Source organism: Stagnihabitans tardus (assembly GCF_009925085.1).
Classification (GTDB): Bacteria; Pseudomonadota; Alphaproteobacteria; order Rhodobacterales; family Rhodobacteraceae; genus Stagnihabitans; species Stagnihabitans tardus.
Genome location: NZ_JAABNR010000009.1, coordinates 139,117 through 155,372, shown reverse-complemented (window position 1 = coordinate 155,372; position 16,256 = coordinate 139,117). Strand labels below are relative to the sequence as shown.

General features: G+C 67.4%; 15 protein-coding genes. 4 read left to right on the top strand and 11 right to left on the bottom strand.

Features of this window, described 5'->3' with window-relative positions:
• Positions 1 to 332: 332 nt before the first annotated feature.
• Complete coding sequence (locus tag GV832_RS11240) at positions 333 to 977, bottom strand: SOS response-associated peptidase (RefSeq protein WP_168774950.1); 645 nt, start codon at positions 975 to 977, stop codon at positions 333 to 335.
• A gap of 176 nt (positions 978 to 1,153) precedes the next feature.
• Between GV832_RS11240 and GV832_RS11235 the strand changes: the two genes are divergently transcribed.
• Positions 1,154 to 1,777, top strand: a complete 624-nt coding sequence (locus GV832_RS11235; protein ID WP_168774949.1) for a GcrA family cell cycle regulator — start codon at positions 1,154 to 1,156, stop codon at positions 1,775 to 1,777.
• 160 nt (positions 1,778 to 1,937) lie between these two features.
• Here the strand turns inward: GV832_RS11235 and hrpB are convergent, their stop codons facing one another.
• Positions 1,938 to 4,343 (bottom strand): ATP-dependent helicase HrpB, encoded by a 2,406-nt coding sequence (gene hrpB / locus GV832_RS11230; protein WP_168774948.1) that lies wholly within the window; start codon positions 4,341 to 4,343, stop codon positions 1,938 to 1,940.
• A 54-nt stretch (positions 4,344 to 4,397) separates the two neighbouring features.
• Here hrpB and GV832_RS11225 point away from each other — a divergent pair, with 54 nt between their 5' ends.
• Positions 4,398 to 4,757 (top strand): YigZ family protein, encoded by a 360-nt coding sequence (locus tag GV832_RS11225; protein ID WP_168774947.1) that lies wholly within the window; start codon positions 4,398 to 4,400, stop codon positions 4,755 to 4,757.
• Between the two features lie 54 nt (positions 4,758 to 4,811).
• Here GV832_RS11225 and GV832_RS11220 read toward each other — a convergent pair whose 3' ends face one another.
• The 7 genes from GV832_RS11220 to GV832_RS11190 all read right to left on the bottom strand — a co-directional run bounded on the left by GV832_RS11220 (position 4,812) and on the right by GV832_RS11190 (position 10,217).
• Positions 4,812 to 5,066: a hypothetical protein gene (locus tag GV832_RS11220; RefSeq protein ID WP_168774946.1), complete on the bottom strand. Its 255-nt coding sequence runs from the start codon at positions 5,064 to 5,066 to the stop codon at positions 4,812 to 4,814.
• 39 nt (positions 5,067 to 5,105) lie between these two features.
• Entirely contained in the window at positions 5,106 to 5,363 is a 258-nt protein-coding gene (locus tag GV832_RS11215; RefSeq protein ID WP_168774945.1) for a hypothetical protein, read from the bottom strand.
• Between the two features lie 431 nt (positions 5,364 to 5,794).
• Positions 5,795 to 6,163, bottom strand: coding sequence for a cytochrome-c oxidase (locus GV832_RS11210; RefSeq protein ID WP_168774944.1), 369 nt, complete (start codon positions 6,161 to 6,163; stop codon positions 5,795 to 5,797).
• A gap of 396 nt (positions 6,164 to 6,559) precedes the next feature.
• The gene (locus GV832_RS11205; RefSeq protein WP_168774943.1) at positions 6,560 to 7,312 is read right to left on the bottom strand and encodes a DUF1444 domain-containing protein; all 753 of its coding nucleotides are present in this window, start codon (positions 7,310 to 7,312) and stop codon (positions 6,560 to 6,562) included.
• Between the two features lie 68 nt (positions 7,313 to 7,380).
• Positions 7,381 to 8,763, bottom strand: coding sequence for a 30S ribosomal protein S12 methylthiotransferase RimO (gene rimO, locus GV832_RS11200; RefSeq protein WP_168774942.1), 1,383 nt, complete (start codon positions 8,761 to 8,763; stop codon positions 7,381 to 7,383).
• Between the two features lie 198 nt (positions 8,764 to 8,961).
• The gene (locus GV832_RS11195; protein WP_168774941.1) at positions 8,962 to 9,627 is read right to left on the bottom strand and encodes an MT-A70 family methyltransferase; all 666 of its coding nucleotides are present in this window, start codon (positions 9,625 to 9,627) and stop codon (positions 8,962 to 8,964) included.
• Entirely contained in the window at positions 9,624 to 10,217 is a 594-nt protein-coding gene (locus GV832_RS11190) for a BglII/BstYI family type II restriction endonuclease (protein WP_168774940.1), read from the bottom strand. The genes GV832_RS11195 and GV832_RS11190 overlap by 4 nt, the downstream gene beginning before the upstream one ends.
• 459 nt (positions 10,218 to 10,676) lie before the next feature.
• Between GV832_RS11190 and meaB the strand changes: the two genes are divergently transcribed.
• Together meaB and rpmB are read left to right on the top strand one after the other, a co-directional pair.
• Positions 10,677 to 11,693: a methylmalonyl Co-A mutase-associated GTPase MeaB gene (meaB, locus tag GV832_RS11185; RefSeq protein WP_168774939.1), complete on the top strand. Its 1,017-nt coding sequence runs from the start codon at positions 10,677 to 10,679 to the stop codon at positions 11,691 to 11,693.
• Between the two features lie 72 nt (positions 11,694 to 11,765).
• Complete coding sequence (rpmB, locus tag GV832_RS11180; protein ID WP_168774938.1) at positions 11,766 to 12,053, top strand: 50S ribosomal protein L28; 288 nt, start codon at positions 11,766 to 11,768, stop codon at positions 12,051 to 12,053.
• Between the two features lie 59 nt (positions 12,054 to 12,112).
• Here the strand turns inward: rpmB and GV832_RS11175 are convergent, their stop codons facing one another.
• Complete coding sequence (locus GV832_RS11175; protein WP_168774937.1) at positions 12,113 to 15,403, bottom strand: DUF2793 domain-containing protein; 3,291 nt, start codon at positions 15,401 to 15,403, stop codon at positions 12,113 to 12,115.
• 186 nt (positions 15,404 to 15,589) lie between these two features.
• Positions 15,590 to 16,192: a LysE/ArgO family amino acid transporter gene (locus tag GV832_RS11170; RefSeq protein WP_168774936.1), complete on the bottom strand. Its 603-nt coding sequence runs from the start codon at positions 16,190 to 16,192 to the stop codon at positions 15,590 to 15,592.
• Between the last annotated feature and the right edge of the window lie 64 nt (positions 16,193 to 16,256).

Here is a 16,256-nt window from a genome sequence, read left to right as displayed (position 1 = left end):
CTCTGCCCTGTCAAGCAAGGTCCTTGGGCGGCCTCACCCGAAGGTCGCAAACCTGTCTTGGCAAGCGGACGCAGGGCAGCCGGAAGAGGCCTTTGCCGAGACGCCATCCGCCCTGCGGGAAACCGGGTCGCTGTCACCGCTGAACCGGCCCAGTCGGCAGGGCCCCGGTCCCGAAGGCGCGTCGCGGCCAGGGTCGGCAGAGCCCCCCGCCAGCGCTCCACCCCACCGCAATCACCCAGCCTCGCAGTCGGCAGGGCCCAGGTCACCGCAAGAGCGCCAGGGCCGCAGTCGGCAGAGCCCGCCCAAGGACAGGGCCGGTCAGGAGCGCCCCCTCAGACCCTTTCGATCAGCTCGGGCCCGCTGGCCCGGTTCGAGTTCACCGCCTTGCCCACCCTGTGGCTCTGCAAGACCCCCGGCGCTGTCGCCTTCATCAACCGTGCCGCCCCATGCCCCGCCTCGCCCAGCCACAGGGGCCAGTCCTCAGGCTCCAGGATCAAGGGCTCGCGGTCGTGGATATGTTCAAGGTTCGGCCCCGCCTCCAGCGTCACCACCGCACAGGTTGCCATCTCCCCCCATTGGCTCCACAGCGCCCCCAGCGCCAGCGGAGCGCCATCGCTGCGCGTGATATGCCAGGGCAGCCGCTCCTTCCCCTCTCCGGCGCTCCATTCATAGAACCCGCTCGCCAGAAGGATGCAGCGCCGCTGGCGGATCGCCTCGCGGAAGGCGGGCTTCTCGGCCACGGTGTCGGACCGCGCATTGATGATCAGCGGCCCATCGGTCGGCGTCTTGTACCACGGAGGCACCAGCCCCCAGCGCATAGGTCGCAGCCGCCTGCCCCCGTCCGAGGTCACCACGGGTACCTGCTCCGTCGGGCAGAGGTTGTAGATCGGCCCCTGCGGCAGATCGTTCGAGGGCGTGGCCGCGAACAGCGCCGCCAGCGCCTCGTTCGGATGGGTCAGGGTCAGGCGTCCGCACATGGGCCCATCATGGCGCCATTTCCCGCCCCCTGCCACCCCTTCCCTTGCCCCTGCCTCCCGACGCTGATTCGCAATCAAACGATTCGCGCCTTGATTCTGCCCCCCCGGCCTTGTATTGACCCATGGCCCCTCCTTAATGACGATGGACGGGCAGATCAGCGGAAAGAGGTGAGCCCATGTCCTGGACCGACGAGCGCGTCGAGACGCTCAAGAGAATGTGGGGCGAGGGTCAATCCGCCAGCCAGATCGCCAAGGAACTGGGCGGCGTGACGCGCAATGCCGTGATCGGCAAGGTGCATCGCCTGGGCCTGTCCAACCGCGTGGGACCGGGCGAGGAAGAGGCCGAGGAGGCCGCCCCGGTCGCAGCCCCCGCCGCCCCTGCCCCCGCGCCCAAGCCCGAGCCGGTCAAGGCCGAGCCCGCGCCCAAGCCCGCCCCGGCCCCCGCCCCGGCGCCGCAACCCGCCCCCGCCGCGGCCGCCCCGGTGGCCGATGTGCCCGCCGTGGTGCCGATGCCCGCGCGCAAGGTCATCATCCCGGCAGGCCAGCCCCTGCCGCCGCAGCCTTCCGCCAACGAGATCTCGCCCGAGGCCCTGGCCTCGGTGCGCGAGGTGGAAAAGCGCGCCCGCAAGCTGACGCTGATGGAGCTGACCGAAAGGACCTGCAAATGGCCGATCGGCGACCCCGCGACCGAGGATTTCTGGTTCTGCGGCCTGCCCTCCGTGGCCGGCAAGCCCTATTGCGAGGCCCATGTCGGCGTGGCCTTCCAGCCGATGTCTGCCCGGCGCGACCGCCGCCGCTAAGCGCGCCCTCGAAACCCAACCCAAGGCCCGCCCCATCGGCGGGCCTTTTTCGTTTGATCCCCGGGGTATACCCCGGGCTACGCGGCTGAAGCAGAGCGACAGTCGGGCCAAGGGGCGCTCGGCCGGGTCTGCGTTGCCCGTTGCATACCCCGGGTCCCCTTCACGTCCCGCGCGGTTTCGCCCGCAGGGTGGGCTCGGCCTCGGTCGGGTCCTCGGGCCAGGGATGGCGCGGATATTGGCCGCGCATGTCCTTGCGCACATCGGCATAGGACGACCGCCAGAAGCCGGGGATATCCATCGTCACCTGGATGGGCTTCTGCCCCGGGCTCAAGAGCGTCACGCGCAAGGGCCTGCGCGCGGCGCCCACCACGGGATGGACCGTCACGCCGAACATCTCTTGCAGGCGGATTTCGATGGCCGGGTTCTCGCCCTCGTAGTCGATGGGCACCTTGCGGCCCAAGGGCGTCTCGAAATGCGCGGGCGCCAGGCGGTCGAGCTCGGCCCTCTGCTCCCAGGACAAGAGCCCCAAGAGGGCCTCGGTCAGGTCAAGGCCGCGCAGGTCGGCATCGGTCTTGCTCTTGGCCAGCCAGGGCAGAAGCCAGTCGGGCTCGGCCAAGAGCGCGGCATCGGTCACCTCGGGCCAGCCCTCGCCGCGGGTCAAGGCGATGCGGGCGCGCAGGCGGCGGGCGGCGGGGGTGAAGGGCAGGCCCAACTCGCGCAGGCCGTCAAAGGCAGCGCGGGAGATCGCCTCGGGCGGGGCCTCCCAGATGCGGTCCTCCAGCACCAGGGCGCCGAAACACTCCTGGCGGCGCGACAGGATGCGGCCCTCGCGGCGGCTATAGGCGCAGGTCTCGCGCCAGGCGATCCGGGCGCCATGGACGGCACGCAGCTCGGCCTCGGTCAGGGTCACGGCCTGGCGGATCGTGGCCTCGCGCGGGTCGCCATCCAGGTCGGTGGCGACCAGGAGCCGCGCCTCGGACAGGGGCGTGCCGGGGGGCATCGCCGCCCCCTTGCCGCCAGAGAGCAGCCAGCGCGGCTGATCCCCCTTGCGGCGCAGCCCCACGCGGTCCGGATAGGCCAGGGCCGCCATCTGGCCCAGGCTGGGCTCCCGGTCCTGGCCCCGGTCCTGCCCCGGCACGGCACGGGAGAGCCGTTTCGCCTCGAGCCGGATGCGGTCCAGGGCCAGCCGGTTGATCTCATAGGGATGTTCGCGCGCAAAGGCCCCGGGGTTTTCCAGTGCCTTGACCCGCAGGGCCAGGTCAGGCGGCGCGCCTTTCAGCGGGTCGCGGTCCTCCATCAGGGCGGCCAAGGGGGCGGCGGAGGGCCCGGCGATCATCAGCATATGGCCCAGGCGCGGATGTACAGGCAGCGCGGCCAGGGCGCGGCCATGGGCGGTGATCCGGCCCTTCTCCACGGCGCCGAGGCTTTCCAAAAGCGCCTTGGCCTCGGCCAAAGGTGCGGCGGGCGGGGGCGTCAGGAAGGGCAGAGCCTCCTCCCCCCAAAGCGCCAGCTCCAGGGCAAGCGGCGCAAGGTCCGCACTTTCGATCTCGGCCGGGGGATGGGAGGCGAGGGCGCCCTCCTCTCCCCTTGTCCAAAGCCTGTAGCAGATGCCGGGCGCCACACGCCCCGCCCTGCCCCGGCGCTGTTCGGCCTCGGCCTTGGTCACCCGTTCGGTCACCAGCCGCGCCATGCCGGAGGCCGGGTCGAAGCGGGCGCGGCGCGACTTGCCGCCATCGACCACGACGCGGATATCGGGCAGGGTCAGCGAGGTTTCCGCAATCGAAGTCGCCAGCACCACGCGGCGCCCCGGCACCGGCCCCAAGGCCGCCCGCTGCGCCGCGAAATCCATGGCACCATAAAGCGGCAGCACCGTGCAGCCCGGCAGGTCTCCGAGAAGGCCCTGGACCCGCCGGATCTCGCCCTCGCCGGGCAGGAAGGCCAGAAGCCCGCCCTCCGTCTCCTCCAGCGCCTCCCGGATCAACCCGGCCATGGCGGGCTCGAAACGCTCCGGCGAGCGGCCCAGCCAGCGGGTCTCGACCGGAAAGGCGCGCCCCTCGGAAGTCACGACGGGCGCCCCCATCAGCGCCGCGACCGGGGCGGCATCCAGGGTGGCCGACATCACGAGGATGACCAGGTCCGGCCGCAGCGCGCCCCGGATCTCGAGCGTCAGAGCCAGCCCCAGGTCGGCATGGAGGCTGCGTTCGTGGAATTCGTCGAAGATGACGCAGCCGATGCCGGGAAGCTCGGCGTCCGACTGGATCATCCGGGTCAAGATGCCCTCGGTCACGACCTCGATGCGGGTCTGGGCACTGACCTTGGCCTCGCCCCTTATGCGGTAGCCGACCGTCTGGCCGCAGCTTTCCCCAAGCGTTTCGGCCATGCGCTCGGCCGCGGCGCGGGCGGCAAGGCGGCGGGGCTCGAGAAGCAGGATGCGGCCCTGGACCCGATCCAGCAGGTCCAGCGGCACGATCGTGGTCTTGCCCGCCCCCGGGGGCGCCTGCAAGACAGCCTGGCCCGAGGTCAGGGCCGCGCGAAGCTCTGGCAGGATGGCGTGAATGGGCAGCATGGCGCCTTATGGCCGGGGGTTCCGGCCCGCGCAAGCGCCTGCTAGGCTGGCGCGATGTTGCAGATCATGGACACCGTGCGGGATCGGGGCTCGCGTTATGCCGCCTCAGGGGGAGAGGTGGCCGACGCGGCCGCGATCAAGTCCTTTCTGACCGCCCTGAAATCCCAGAAGAAATTCGCCAAAGCCACGCATAACACCTGGGCCGCCCTGTTGCCCGATGGCACGGCGCTGAAGGATGACGACGGCGAAAGCGGCGCCTCGGCCGTGATCCTCAAGATGCTGGAGCGCGAGGGCAGGCGGGGCCGCATCGTCGTGGTCACGCGCTGGTATGGCGGGGTCAACCTCGGCGGCGACCGCTTTGCCCATGTCGTGACCTCGGTCCGGCTCTGGCTGGCCGAGGCGGCGAAACAGTAAAGGGGCCCCCGAAGGGACCCCTGGGCGTCGTCACGAGGAACGCCTTGGGAGCGCTCAGAAGCCCGCGTGCGAGGCGTGGACCACGTCTTGCGCGGTGCCGTTCTGCACGGTCACCAGCTCGACCTGGTTGCCCAGCGTCAGGCCGGTGGCGAAGTCGGTGCCCACGTCATAGCGCACGCCCTCGACCCAGACATAGCCGTTCGGCCCATCGATCTGGGTCACGCTGCCCGAGACCTTGTTGGCGGCGAAGGCGGCACCCGAGGCCAGGGAGGCGGCGAGGGCGACGAAGAGGATGCTTTTGCGGATCATGATGTTTTCCTTTGTGTTTTCAGGGATTGGAAGGTTGGGTTACAGGCCGGCGGGCTGGGCCGAGACGACGTCGAAGCCGGTGCCGTTCTGCACCACGACCAGCGAGACGCCGTTGCCCGGCAGGACGCCATGGGCGAAGTCGGTGCCAACGTCATACTTCACGCCGTTGTCCAGCCAGACATAGCCCTGGGCGGCGTCGACCTTGGCGACGGTGCCCGAAACCTGGGTTCCGGCGAAGGCGGTGCCAGCGGCGAGGGTCGAGGCCAAGGCCACGAAGAGGATGCTTTTGCGGATCATGTTGTCGTCTCCTTAGGGTGCCGTCCCCTGGTTCAGTTTGGGGCACGGCGGTCAGCGGGGCAGTCTGGAGATGTCGTGTCGACCTCATCAGGTCCGGCATCTCCCTGCCTTGCCCAACCGATCTGGGGGCGGGTGAAAGCGCCCGCAAGGGGCTTCACCCTCGCGTGATAAAGGGTGAAAACCTTGCGATTTCAATAGGCTACTTCTGGCTCAGCACAGTGACTGTGCGCAACGGAACAGTTGAATCCCGGCGTTCAATTCCAAGGCGCCGAGGTCCGGGCTGCGGCGGGTGGCCATAAGGGGGGGCAGAAAAAGCGAGGCCCCGGGTCAAGCCCGGGGCAGCGCGGTGACATCTGGGGCCGGGGGCAGCTTGGGCCCCCGCTCCCATGGCAAGAGACTGTCCGGCCTTCGCGCTGGCGCGCCCAAGCGCCTCAGAGGTTGCGGATCAGGTTGACGAGCCAGGCCAGGGTCGCGAGGAAGACCACCCCCTCGGCCGCCGCCATGACCGGCACGATCGCCGGCATGGTCCCCGAAAGGAGCAGGTAAAGCCCCGCCAGCGTGACCAGGGTGCCGATCTGGTGGCCCCAGAAATGGAGCCTCCCGAAGAGCCCCTCGGCGAGCTTGGGCACCAGCCGGTAAGAGAGGCCAAAGAGCGTCATGAGCGTGAAGCCCAGAAGGTTGACATGGGCATGCACGGGGGCAAGCGTAAAGTTCTCGGACGCCCCCATATGCATGCCGAGGCCCATGCCGAAGAGGAGCCAGAGCGCTCCGGTGATGAAGAAAGCTTTCGAAATGTTCATGGTGTCCCTCCCAAAGGCGACGGGTTCCCGTTCGCGGGGGGGAGGGTAGCATGGGTGGGGGAAGGGGCGGATAGGAATCTTGCGGCTTCGGCTGGACAAGGATGACCTCACGGCCGAAACCGTTCACCGGTGGCTTTGGGGACGACGAGAATGCCACTTTGACTTTCCGCGCCGGACCTCGGGTCCTCAGTGACTTTGAAATCACAGCTCGAAGACTGGATCCAGGGGGGCTTGTGTAGCCGAGCCGCGAGACGGAAGCGGCACGATCGACCCGTTCCACGCGCCTTGGTTCGTGCATCCCTTAAGGGCGAAGCGGCAGGGCGGGGTTCACCCCGCCGCCTCGCGCAGAAGTCGAGGCCCCGGGTCAAGCCCGGGGCGCGGCGGAGAGGGGGTGGCTCAGGGAAGCGGAAGGATGGCGCCCGCGTGCCAAAGGAAGAGTTCGGGCGTGATGCCATGTCCCGAGGACTTGAACTTTTCCAATGCAAGGGCGCGCAATTGTTCCAAAGGCGCATCCTCCCGGGCCATGACCAGAAGAATGCCCTTTTCGGGATGCATGATCACCAGGTCGCCCCGGGCCTTCGCCAGATCGGTGAAAGCCTCGGGTACGGTTAGCAGGCTGCCTTCCAGCGTCTCATCCAGATAGGCCCAGCCGATCCAGGGGTCTTCTTGCGCCACCTCCCAGATCACTTCGGGCAGTCGTGCGGCCAGGTTTTTGCGGGCCAGTGCGTCCACCTCGGGCAGGCCAAGCCCCAGCTCATCGGCCATGGATTGCGACAGGAAGGCCAGGCTGCCGGGCTTGTCCAGCGCATAGCCCAGGTCGAGCCCCGCCATGAAGGGCTGAAAGACCATCCGGTCCGGGCCATCTCCGGCCGCCGTGAAATACCCGGCCGGGCGTAGCACCGGGACCAGGCTGGCCTCCAGCTGATCCAGGGCCGGCATGGTGATGCCCGCCATCGCAGCCAGGCCTTTTTCCAAGAAGTCCCGTGTGATCCGGTCCTTCTCTGCTTCGCCCTCGGCCGCATCGAGATCGACCTTGAGGTTGTTGGGCATGAAGCGAAGCTGATTGCCGTGGCAATCGCGCACATCAAGGGCCGTCTCGACCATTTCGACGGAGGCCACACAAGGCAGGGTCGCAATGACGCGGTCCATGCGTTGCAAGACGGCGCTGGTGTCCTCTGCGAAGGCAAGGGCTGGCCAAAGGGCCAGCCCCGCTGCGATCAGACCAATTTTCCCCACAGATCATACTCCCCGGCCTCGTCCACCTCGACCGTCACGATATCCCCCGGCTTCAGCGCCTCGAAGCCCTCGTCGATGAACAAATTCCCGTCGATCTCGGGCGCATCCGCCTTCGTCCGGCATGTGGCGCCGTCCTCGTCCACCTCATCCACGATGACCTGGATCGTGGTCCCCACCTTGGCCGCCAGCTTGGCCTCCGAGATGGCTTGCGCCTTCTCCATGAAGCGGTCGTAGCGGTCTTGCTTGACCTCGTCGGGCACATGGTCGGGGAGGTCATTCGACCGCGCGCCTGCCACGTTTTCATATTGGAAGGCGCCGACGCGGTCGAGTTGCGCCTCGTCGAGCCAGTCGAGCAGGGTCTGGAACTCCGCCTCGGTCTCTCCCGGATAGCCCACGATGAAGGTCGACCGCAGGATGATATCGGGGCAATCCCTCCGCCAGGCGGCGATCTCGTCCAGGGTCTTGGCCGCCGCCGCAGGCCGCGCCATGCGGCGAAGCACATCTGGGTGGGCGTGCTGGAAGGGGATGTCGAGATAGGGCAGGATCAGGCCCTCGGCCATCAGGGGCACCAGGTCGCGGACATGGGGGTAGGGGTAGACGTAGTGGAGCCGCACCCAGGCACCGAGCGCCCCCATCTCGCGGGCGAGGTCGGTGATATGGGCCCGGACCTCGGCACCCTTCCAGGGGGACAGGCCATGCTTGATATCCACCCCATAGGCGGAAGTGTCCTGGGAGATCACCAAAAGCTCCCGCACCCCGGCTTCGACCAGCTTCTCGGCCTCGCGCAGGACGGCATGGGCGGGGCGGCTGACCAGGCGGCCGCGCATGTCGGGGATGATGCAGAACTTGCATTTGTGGTTACAGCCCTCGGAGATCTTGAGGTAGCTGTAATGGCGCGGCGTCAGGGTCACGCCGGTGGCGGGGAGAAGGTCGATGAAAGGATCGGGCGCGGGGGGAACCGCTTTGTGGACGGCGTCCAGGACCTGCTCATACTGGTGAGGCCCGGTCACGGCCAGGACCTTGGGATGGGCGCCGGTGATATACTCCGGCTCGGCCCCGAGGCAGCCCGTGACGATGACCTTGCCGTTGTTCTGCAGGGCCTCGCCGATGGCGGCCAGGCTCTCGGCCTTGGCCGAGTCCAGGAAGCCGCAGGTGTTGACGATGACCGCCTCGGCCCCCTGGTAGTCGGGCGAGATCGCGTAGCCCTCGGCCCGGAGCCTGGTCAGGATGCGTTCTGAGTCCACCAGGGCCTTGGGGCAGCCCAAGGAGACCATGCCGATGGTCGGCTGGCCCGGGCGGGGGGCATCGGTGATCAGCGCACGGGGCGCGAGGTCGGGGCGGAGATTGGGCGGGTTCTGGGACATGCCCGGCTTATACCGGAAGAGAGCGGGGCGGGAAAGGTGGGGGCTTTGCACGCGTGCAAAGGGGGGATAACTTAGCGACAACAAGGGCTTGGTCGGGCGGGTTAAGGAGTTGTTAGGGAATGGATGGGTGAGGGCGGCAAACATCACCAAAGCCCTGCCCCATGGCGAAGGCCCAATCCCCCGGAGGGCCGCAAAGGCTCAGGACGCAGCGACCGCCCCGGGAACGACTACCTCGTCAGGCGTCCGTCCCGCCTGTGAATGGTTCGCATAGGTGTTCCAGGTGGGCGTGTATTCGTCCGCCTGATTGCCCCAGACCTCCCACCCGGCCCTTGGACCGCGCGCAAAAAGCTCCAGCCGGTCTTCGGGGCTGCATCTTTCGATCAGACCATATTGCTCATCCGGCTTGCGGCTGTGTTCGCGCTTTTGCGACGAGATGATGTTTTCCTGACTGCGCCCCGGCGCCAAGGTGCGTGCATTCTTGCCGCGCACCCCGAACAGCAAAACCTCGGTCACATTGCGGAAATAGAATCCGACGCCGCGCCGATCGGGTCCGCCATCCTTGCGGATCTTGTACCAGATGATGTTGCTTTTATAAGAAAAACCCCAGTCCTGCATGACACGCAGACCATCCGGCAAAAGCGCGTTCGGCACCCAAAGGTAAAGATGCGCCGTATCGGCTGCGACCTCGCGCACCGGAAGCCCGCAGACCTCCTCCAGCGTCATCGTCGGATACCGCGACAGACGCTTGTGCTCGGGCGCCATCTTGCCCGTCCGGTTTTCGAACTGCCACGGCGGATCCGCCAGAATCGTCCGGAACTTCCGCCCCGCCACTTTGGCCCGAAGATCGTCAGCAGCCGTGGTCATGCGTCGTCCTCTTCATAAAGCGATTTCCGTATCCCGAAGACCAACAGTGGACAGCCAGCACCGCCGCCACCTTCGATCCGAGGCAGGAGCTTTGACATATGGGTCGTCGACATACCATAGGACGATCCTCGTCCAAGATGGTTAAAAATATCTTGCAGCTCGTCGGCGCGCGTCACGATCACCCCGACGCTGACGGCACGCAGGTCAAACAAGAGGCGGAAGTTGTTCAGATCCCGGTCAAAGAAGGGATCCTTGTTGTTCCACTCGATTTCAAGCGCGACCCCGTTCCGATAGCAATCGATCTTGTGGGTCGGAGAATCCACCCGTTGGTCATCGACAATGATGGCGGTCTGGAACTGCTTCTCCTGCCATCCTCGGGCCCCCAGAAAGGCGTCAAAGAACCCGGCCAGCTTCGACTTGTTGCCGCCGCCCACCGCGATCCATGACTTCTTCAGCCGCAAAGCTGTCAGGACAGCCATGATATCGGCCCATTCTTGCGGAAAATCCTGCGAAAGGATGGCGCTGGCATGTTTCCACTCGTGGCATTCGTAGTTCTCTGCGACGAAGGGGGGCAGTCGTTTCTGCAACATATTGTGGGTCCCAAGGGTGACTCAAAGCTTATGTAGCGCCTCAGCGTGAGGCAAGCGCAAAAGCCAGACACCAAGATGCGTGAGATCACGCACCCGACCCAGCGCTGCGGCCCGAACCCGCGCCCTTCCCCTTTCACATTGGCTCAAATATCCCACGGGGGTGCGGGGGTGTGAAACCCCCGCTTCTTGTCCTGGGTGCGGGGGTGTGAAACCCCCGCTTCTTGTCCTGGGTGCGGGGGTGTGAAACCCCCGCTTCTTGTCTTGGGTGCGGGGGTGTGAAACCCCCGCTTCTTGTCCTGGGTGCGGGAGATCCCTGCCCGGCGCGCGCGCCAAGCCCCCCACCAGCGCGACCTCCGCAGGGTCCTCGCTCTCTCGCCGCCGCGTAGCCCGGGGTACACCCCGGGACCCGCGACGCCCTGCCCCCTTCCCCCCTGCCCCGGCTTTTGCCACAAAGGGCGCATGGATATCGCCCAACTCTCTGAAGCCCTTTCTCAAGGCGACCGCCGGGCGCTCGCCCGTGCCATCACCCTGGTCGAGAGCCAAAGGCCCGATCACCGGGCCGAGGCGCTGGAGCTGATGTCCGCCCTGCCCCGGCGCCAGGCGCTGCGGATCGGGCTGACGGGGACGCCCGGTGTGGGGAAATCCTCCTTCATCGAGGCCTTTGGGCTGATGCTGACCGGAGAGGGGCTGAAGGTCGCGGTCCTGGCGGTGGACCCGTCCTCGGCGCGGACCGGGGGCTCGATCCTGGGGGACAAGACGCGGATGGAGCGGCTTTCCCGCGATCCGCGCGCCTTTATCCGGCCCTCTCCCAGCCGGTCGGAGCTGGGCGGCGTGGCGCGGCGCACGCGGGAGGCGGTGGCGCTTTGCGAGGCGGCGGGCTTTGACGTGGTGCTGATCGAGACGGTGGGGGTGGGCCAGTCGGAAACCGTGGTGGCGGCGCTTTGTGACGTTTTCGTCCTGCTTTTGGCGCCTGCGGGGGGGGATGAGCTGCAGGGCGTCAAGCGCGGCATCATGGAGATGGCGGATGTGATCCTGGTCAACAAGGCCGATGGCGCCTTGCGGGCCCAGGCGGAGCGGACCCTGGCCGATTACAAGGGCGCCCTGCGGCTGATGCGGCACCGGCCCCAGGACCCGGAGGGCGGGCCTCTGGCCCTGGCGGTCTCGGCGGCCGAGGGGCGGGGGCTGGCGGAGGCCTGGGAGGCGATCCGGGGGCTGGTCGACTGGCGACGGACCCAGGGACATTGGGCGCGGACAAGGGCGGACCAGGCGCGGCACTGGTTCGAAGAGGAGCTGCGCCAGGGGCTTCTGGCGGTGCTGACCGAGCCCAGGATCCGGGCGCGGATGGAGGCCCTGGGGGCCGAAGTGGCCCAGGGGCGCGGGGCGGAGGAGGCCGCGCGCGCGCTTCTGCAAGAGATCGCCCCGGGTTCGCCACGCGGGGCCCGTTCCCCGCTTGACCTTCCGGGCGATTCCACCTAAAGCGACGTCAATCGAATTCGGACGCCGCCTTGTGGGCGGTGTTCTCGTCTTGACACACGAAGGAACACCACGATGTCGCGCGTCTGCGAACTCTCGGGCAAAGGCCCGATGTCTGGCAACAAGATCAGCCACGCCAACAACAAGACCCGTCGTCGGTTCTTGCCCAACCTGAACGAGATCACGCTGATTTCGGACATCCTGGGCCGCAGCTTCCAGCTGCGCATCACCGCCGCCGCGCTGCGGTCGGTCGATCACCGGGGCGGTCTGGATGCCTTCCTCCTGAAGGCCAAGGACGACGAGCTGTCGTCGGACGCCCTGGCGATCAAGAAGGACATCCTGAAGGCCAAGGCCGCTGCCTGAGCCAAGGGCTTGTGACGAAATGAAAAGACCCGGCGCCTCGCGGTGCCGGGTCTTTCCTTTCAGACTTTCAGCCAGATCGCCGGGGGCAGGCCGTTCGAGATCTCGCCGCTGTTCCAGCCCCAGGTCGTGGTTGCGGGCGTGGCATAGGCCAGGGTCCGCCGCGGGGTCTTGCGGGCGGAGGCGACCGGCGCTCCCCCGTTCAGGTCGGGGGTCGCATTGATGTTCCAGACCGAGATCGTCGCGGTCGAGGGATGGCGGGCGCCGATCCAGTAGGTCCGGTTCTGCCGGAAGGTCAGCGAGATCGTCACGGTCTTGACCCCGGTGGTCGCCAGGTTCATGTCGCCGGATTCGTAGACGAGAGAGCCCGGGCGGCTGAACTGGTCGCTGTCATAGATCACGAACTTCGCAAGCGCGGCGGCCACGCCGGTGGTCACGTTGATCGCAAGGCCCGTGGCGAAGTGATCGGTGCGCGGCGCAAAGGGGAAGAGTTCAATGCGCCCCGCCGCTCCGGCCGAGGTCGTGGCGGCTGCGCCCGCGCCGATCGTGGTCAAGACATATTCCCCAGCGGGCGGCGTCAGCCAGGGCACCGCCGCGGCCGTCGCGTCGATGACATTGGTCGAGACTCCTCCGGTGATCAGGGTCGCGCCTCCGATCTGGGTGTTGCCCGAGATCACGTTGTCGGTGCAGCCCGCGTCGATCCAGATCGCTCCGAACTGGGCGGTCGAGGTCCCCGGCCCCGTCCCCATCGTGTCGAAGACATTGTCCGTGATCACATGGCGATAGTTGTTGTCCGACGCGCCCGACACCGTCCCCTTCAGCCAGATCCCGGCCTTGGCATCCGAGAAATAGTTGCCCTCGATCTGGATCCCGTTCGAGGCCTGGATGTTGTTGACCAGGTTGATCGCCGCCTTGATCCGGTTGTTGCGCACCGTGATATCGGTGTTCACGCCGATGATCGTGTTCTTGGCAAAGCGCGAGCCGGTCGCCCCGTCGATCCCCACGCCGCCGACCCCGCCGCCGCCCGCCGTCAGGAAGCCGCTCCCGGCGTCCAGGTCGGGGAACTCCGTCACGCTGACCTTGGACACGTCCAGAAGCGTGTTGCCCGTCACCACCGACCAGTCGCATTTGTCGATCGTGATGCCCTCAGAGAAGACATTCTGGCAGACGCAGCGCGTGATGCGGGAATGGTGCATCTGCTTCTGGCTGAAGGCGGTGTTGCCCGCGCGGGTCACCCGGCATTCCTCCAGCCAGCAGCCCATGGGGAAGAAGGTCGCCGTGGTGAAGGCGCCGTCATCCGAGGTGCGGCCCTCGCTGTCGATCCCCCAGGACGTGTCGCCGCCGCCCTGCATGCCGAAGGGACGGTCGGGGCAGTTGTTGCACTCGACATCCTCGATCCCGGTGAAGCGGTCCTGGATGACGAAGCCGCGCCCCGAATAGCCGCCGCATTCCAGAAGCATCGAGCGGATGCGGTTGTTGGTGCCCGCGTAAAACCGCAGCGCCGCCGCCGTCTGGTTGCCCTGGCGCACCAGGCGCGTGCGGTTGCCCTCGCCTTCAAGGATGACGTTGGTCAGGCCCTCTTTCTGCAAGGACCCCGGCCAGTGATAGGTGCCCGCCGGAAGCTTGGCGATGCCGCCGCCCTGGGCCTGGACATAGTCGATCAGGGCCGAGACATCGGGGATGGCCGAGACCACGCCGGTCAGGTCGGCGCCGAAATGCACCGCCGTGGCCGTGCCATCGGGCACCCAGCCCGGCAGGTCCGAAATCGCCGTGCCGCTGCCGATATAGCGATAGCGATAGCCCTCTGCCGTGATGACGCGGCCAATCGAGGGAGTCTTGCCCGGGGCCCAGGCAACGAAGGCGGCGCGGGTCGGGAAATCCTCCTCGGACAGGACCAGCTCGCCGTCGAGATCCGGCACGGTCAGGACACGGGTCGTCCCGGTGGTCACGCCGGAAAGCTCGAACCGCGCCTTCTTGTTGGCATCGGCATTGTCGCGGACGGTAAAGTTGCTGTCCACCGAGGTCAGGGGGCCGGAGAAGGTCACCGTGCCGGAAAAGGTCTTGGTCCCGCTGATCGTCTGCGTCGAGCCCAGATCCACCGCATCGGTGATTCCATAGCCCGCGATGGTCGTGGGCTTGGCCGTCAGATCGGCAAAGCTGCCGCCAAAGGCCACGGCCGAAAGGTCGGCATGGTATTTCTGCGTCTTCTGCAGCGCCGTCAGCACGGTATCGGAGGCGGTGATGGCCGTCCGGCTGCCCGCCGCGACAAAGCCGGTCAGCGCGGTGCCCAGCGTCCGGGGCGCGGTGAAGTAAAGGTTGGTCGAACCCTCGGTCAGCTGGTCGGTATTGCCGGGCCCGGGCGAGATCTCGACATAGGCCGAACCCGACCAGCGCCAGGTCTTGTTGGTGTCGAGCGCGACATAGATCTTGCCAAGCTCGCCCGAGTCGGGGAAGGCGGCGAAATTGGTGAACTCCAGCACGTCATCGACGTAAGAGGGCAGCTGCGTGGCAGGCACGCGGCCCGCGGAATCGAGCCCCGCATAACCATTGGGCAGGCCCTTGTTCACCAGCTGCTCCGAGCCCAGGGCCAGGTCGACCAGGTCCACCGTGGTGCCACCCTGGCGGATGCGCAGCTTGCCGGTGGTCGAATTGTACCAGATGTCGCCGTTCTCGGGCGCGGAGGGGTCGCCTGCGACCGGGGAGACCTTGATCCCCCGCGCCGCGACCAGGCGCCCGGTCGCGGCCTCGATCGTGATGCCGTTCAGGAAGGTCGTGCCATCGGGCGAGACTTTCAGGACGAAGTCGTCATTGCCCACGGTCCCCATCTCGGCCCGGCCCGAGAAGCCGGTCTGGAAGAGGATCGAGGCGGTGTTGGCCGAGCCCGCCTTGTTGATCTTCAGCTGGTGGCCGGTGCCCGCGTTGTTGAAGAGGCTGGCGTCGGACGACAGGGCCAGGCGGTTGGTGTCATCGCTGTCGGCGGCGATGCCCAGCCGCGCGACGCGCTCGGGCCGGTCGGCCGAGGTCGTCCAGTCGGTGCCGTCATAGACCGCCTCGGCGCCCTCGCCCTGAACCCAGACGCGCCAGCCGGTCTTGGGCTCGTAGAAGTCCCAGAAGGAACCGTTGTAGACGGCGACGGAATTGTCCTCTCCCGTCCAATCCCCGCTGGCGCCCGCGCCCACGATATAGCTGTCCCCCGCGACCGGGGCCACGGGCGGAGAGGTCAGGAAACGGCTCTCGGCCGAGGTCTGGACCAGCACATCCAGAAGCTGGATGGCCGCGTTATAGGTCACATGCTTCTGGGCCTGGGAGGGCGCCAGATAGGGCAGGAGTTGCAGGGACGTCTTGTTCGCCATCGAAACCTCCGGGGGAAATCGCTTTGACCGGGGAGGATGGGGAAAAGGGTTAAAGGTCTGGTAACCATTGCGTGCGGTGGGGGGGGCAACGGGGGAAAGCGGGGGCTGCCGCCCCCGCACCCCCGCTTCAAGGGGGGCACGCCCCCCTTGAAAATCCCCGTGGATATTTGGGCCAAGTTGAAAGGATCAGCCCAAAAGCAGGCTGGCGGCGATGGTCCACATGGTCAGGCCGACGATGAGTTCCAGGATGACCCAGGCTCGGGGTTTGGCGAAGAGGGGGGCCAGGAGGCGGGCGCCGAAGCCCAGGGCGGCGAAGAAGGTCAGGGAGGAAATCGCGGCGCCGAGGCCGAAGGTGGCCTCGTGCGGGGTGTGCTGGGTCGAGATCGAACCGAGGAGAACCATCGTATCGAGGTAGACATGGGGATTGGCCCAAGTGAGCAAGAGGCAGGTGCCCAGGACCTGGCGGAGCGGCGCGGGGGCGGCGTCGGCGGGGCGGAGCGCCTCGCCCCCCTTGCGCGCGGCTTGCAGGCGCTGCCAGCCATACCAGGCCAGGAAGGCCGCTCCGAACCAGCGCATGGCGGGGACGAGCCAGGGCAAGGCCTGGGTCACCGTGCCGAAGCCCGCCACCCCCGCCGCGATCAGCAGGGCGTCCGAGATGGCGCAGACCGCAACCACGGCCAGGACATGCTCGCGCCTTATGCCCTGGCGCAGCACGAAGGCATTCTGCGCCCCGATGGCCAGGATCAGGCTGAGCCCGGTGAAGAAACCCTGGATCAGCGGGGTCAGCATGGGATTGCCCTCGGGGTCAATCGGGAGAGCGAGGCGGCACGCTCCCGGGCAAGGCTGAGCCGAG

Coding starts and splice junctions, on each gene's coding strand:
- GV832_RS11240 (WP_168774950.1), bottom strand. CDS start 977: ATGTGCGGACGCCTGACCCTGACCCATCCGAACGAGGCGCTGGCGGCG.
- GV832_RS11235 (WP_168774949.1), top strand. CDS start 1,154: ATGTCCTGGACCGACGAGCGCGTCGAGACGCTCAAGAGAATGTGGGGC.
- hrpB (WP_168774948.1), bottom strand. CDS start 4,343: ATGCTGCCCATTCACGCCATCCTGCCAGAGCTTCGCGCGGCCCTGACC.
- GV832_RS11225 (WP_168774947.1), top strand. CDS start 4,398: ATGTTGCAGATCATGGACACCGTGCGGGATCGGGGCTCGCGTTATGCC.
- GV832_RS11220 (WP_168774946.1), bottom strand. CDS start 5,066: ATGATCCGCAAAAGCATCCTCTTCGTCGCCCTCGCCGCCTCCCTGGCC.
- GV832_RS11215 (WP_168774945.1), bottom strand. CDS start 5,363: ATGATCCGCAAAAGCATCCTCTTCGTGGCCTTGGCCTCGACCCTCGCC.
- GV832_RS11210 (WP_168774944.1), bottom strand. CDS start 6,163: ATGAACATTTCGAAAGCTTTCTTCATCACCGGAGCGCTCTGGCTCCTC.
- GV832_RS11205 (WP_168774943.1), bottom strand. CDS start 7,312: ATGGACCGCGTCATTGCGACCCTGCCTTGTGTGGCCTCCGTCGAAATG.
- rimO (WP_168774942.1), bottom strand. CDS start 8,763: ATGTCCCAGAACCCGCCCAATCTCCGCCCCGACCTCGCGCCCCGTGCG.
- GV832_RS11195 (WP_168774941.1), bottom strand. CDS start 9,627: ATGACCACGGCTGCTGACGATCTTCGGGCCAAAGTGGCGGGGCGGAAG.
- GV832_RS11190 (WP_168774940.1), bottom strand. CDS start 10,217: ATGTTGCAGAAACGACTGCCCCCCTTCGTCGCAGAGAACTACGAATGC.
- meaB (WP_168774939.1), top strand. CDS start 10,677: ATGGATATCGCCCAACTCTCTGAAGCCCTTTCTCAAGGCGACCGCCGG.
- rpmB (WP_168774938.1), top strand. CDS start 11,766: ATGTCGCGCGTCTGCGAACTCTCGGGCAAAGGCCCGATGTCTGGCAAC.
- GV832_RS11175 (WP_168774937.1), bottom strand. CDS start 15,403: ATGGCGAACAAGACGTCCCTGCAACTCCTGCCCTATCTGGCGCCCTCC.
- GV832_RS11170 (WP_168774936.1), bottom strand. CDS start 16,192: ATGCTGACCCCGCTGATCCAGGGTTTCTTCACCGGGCTCAGCCTGATC.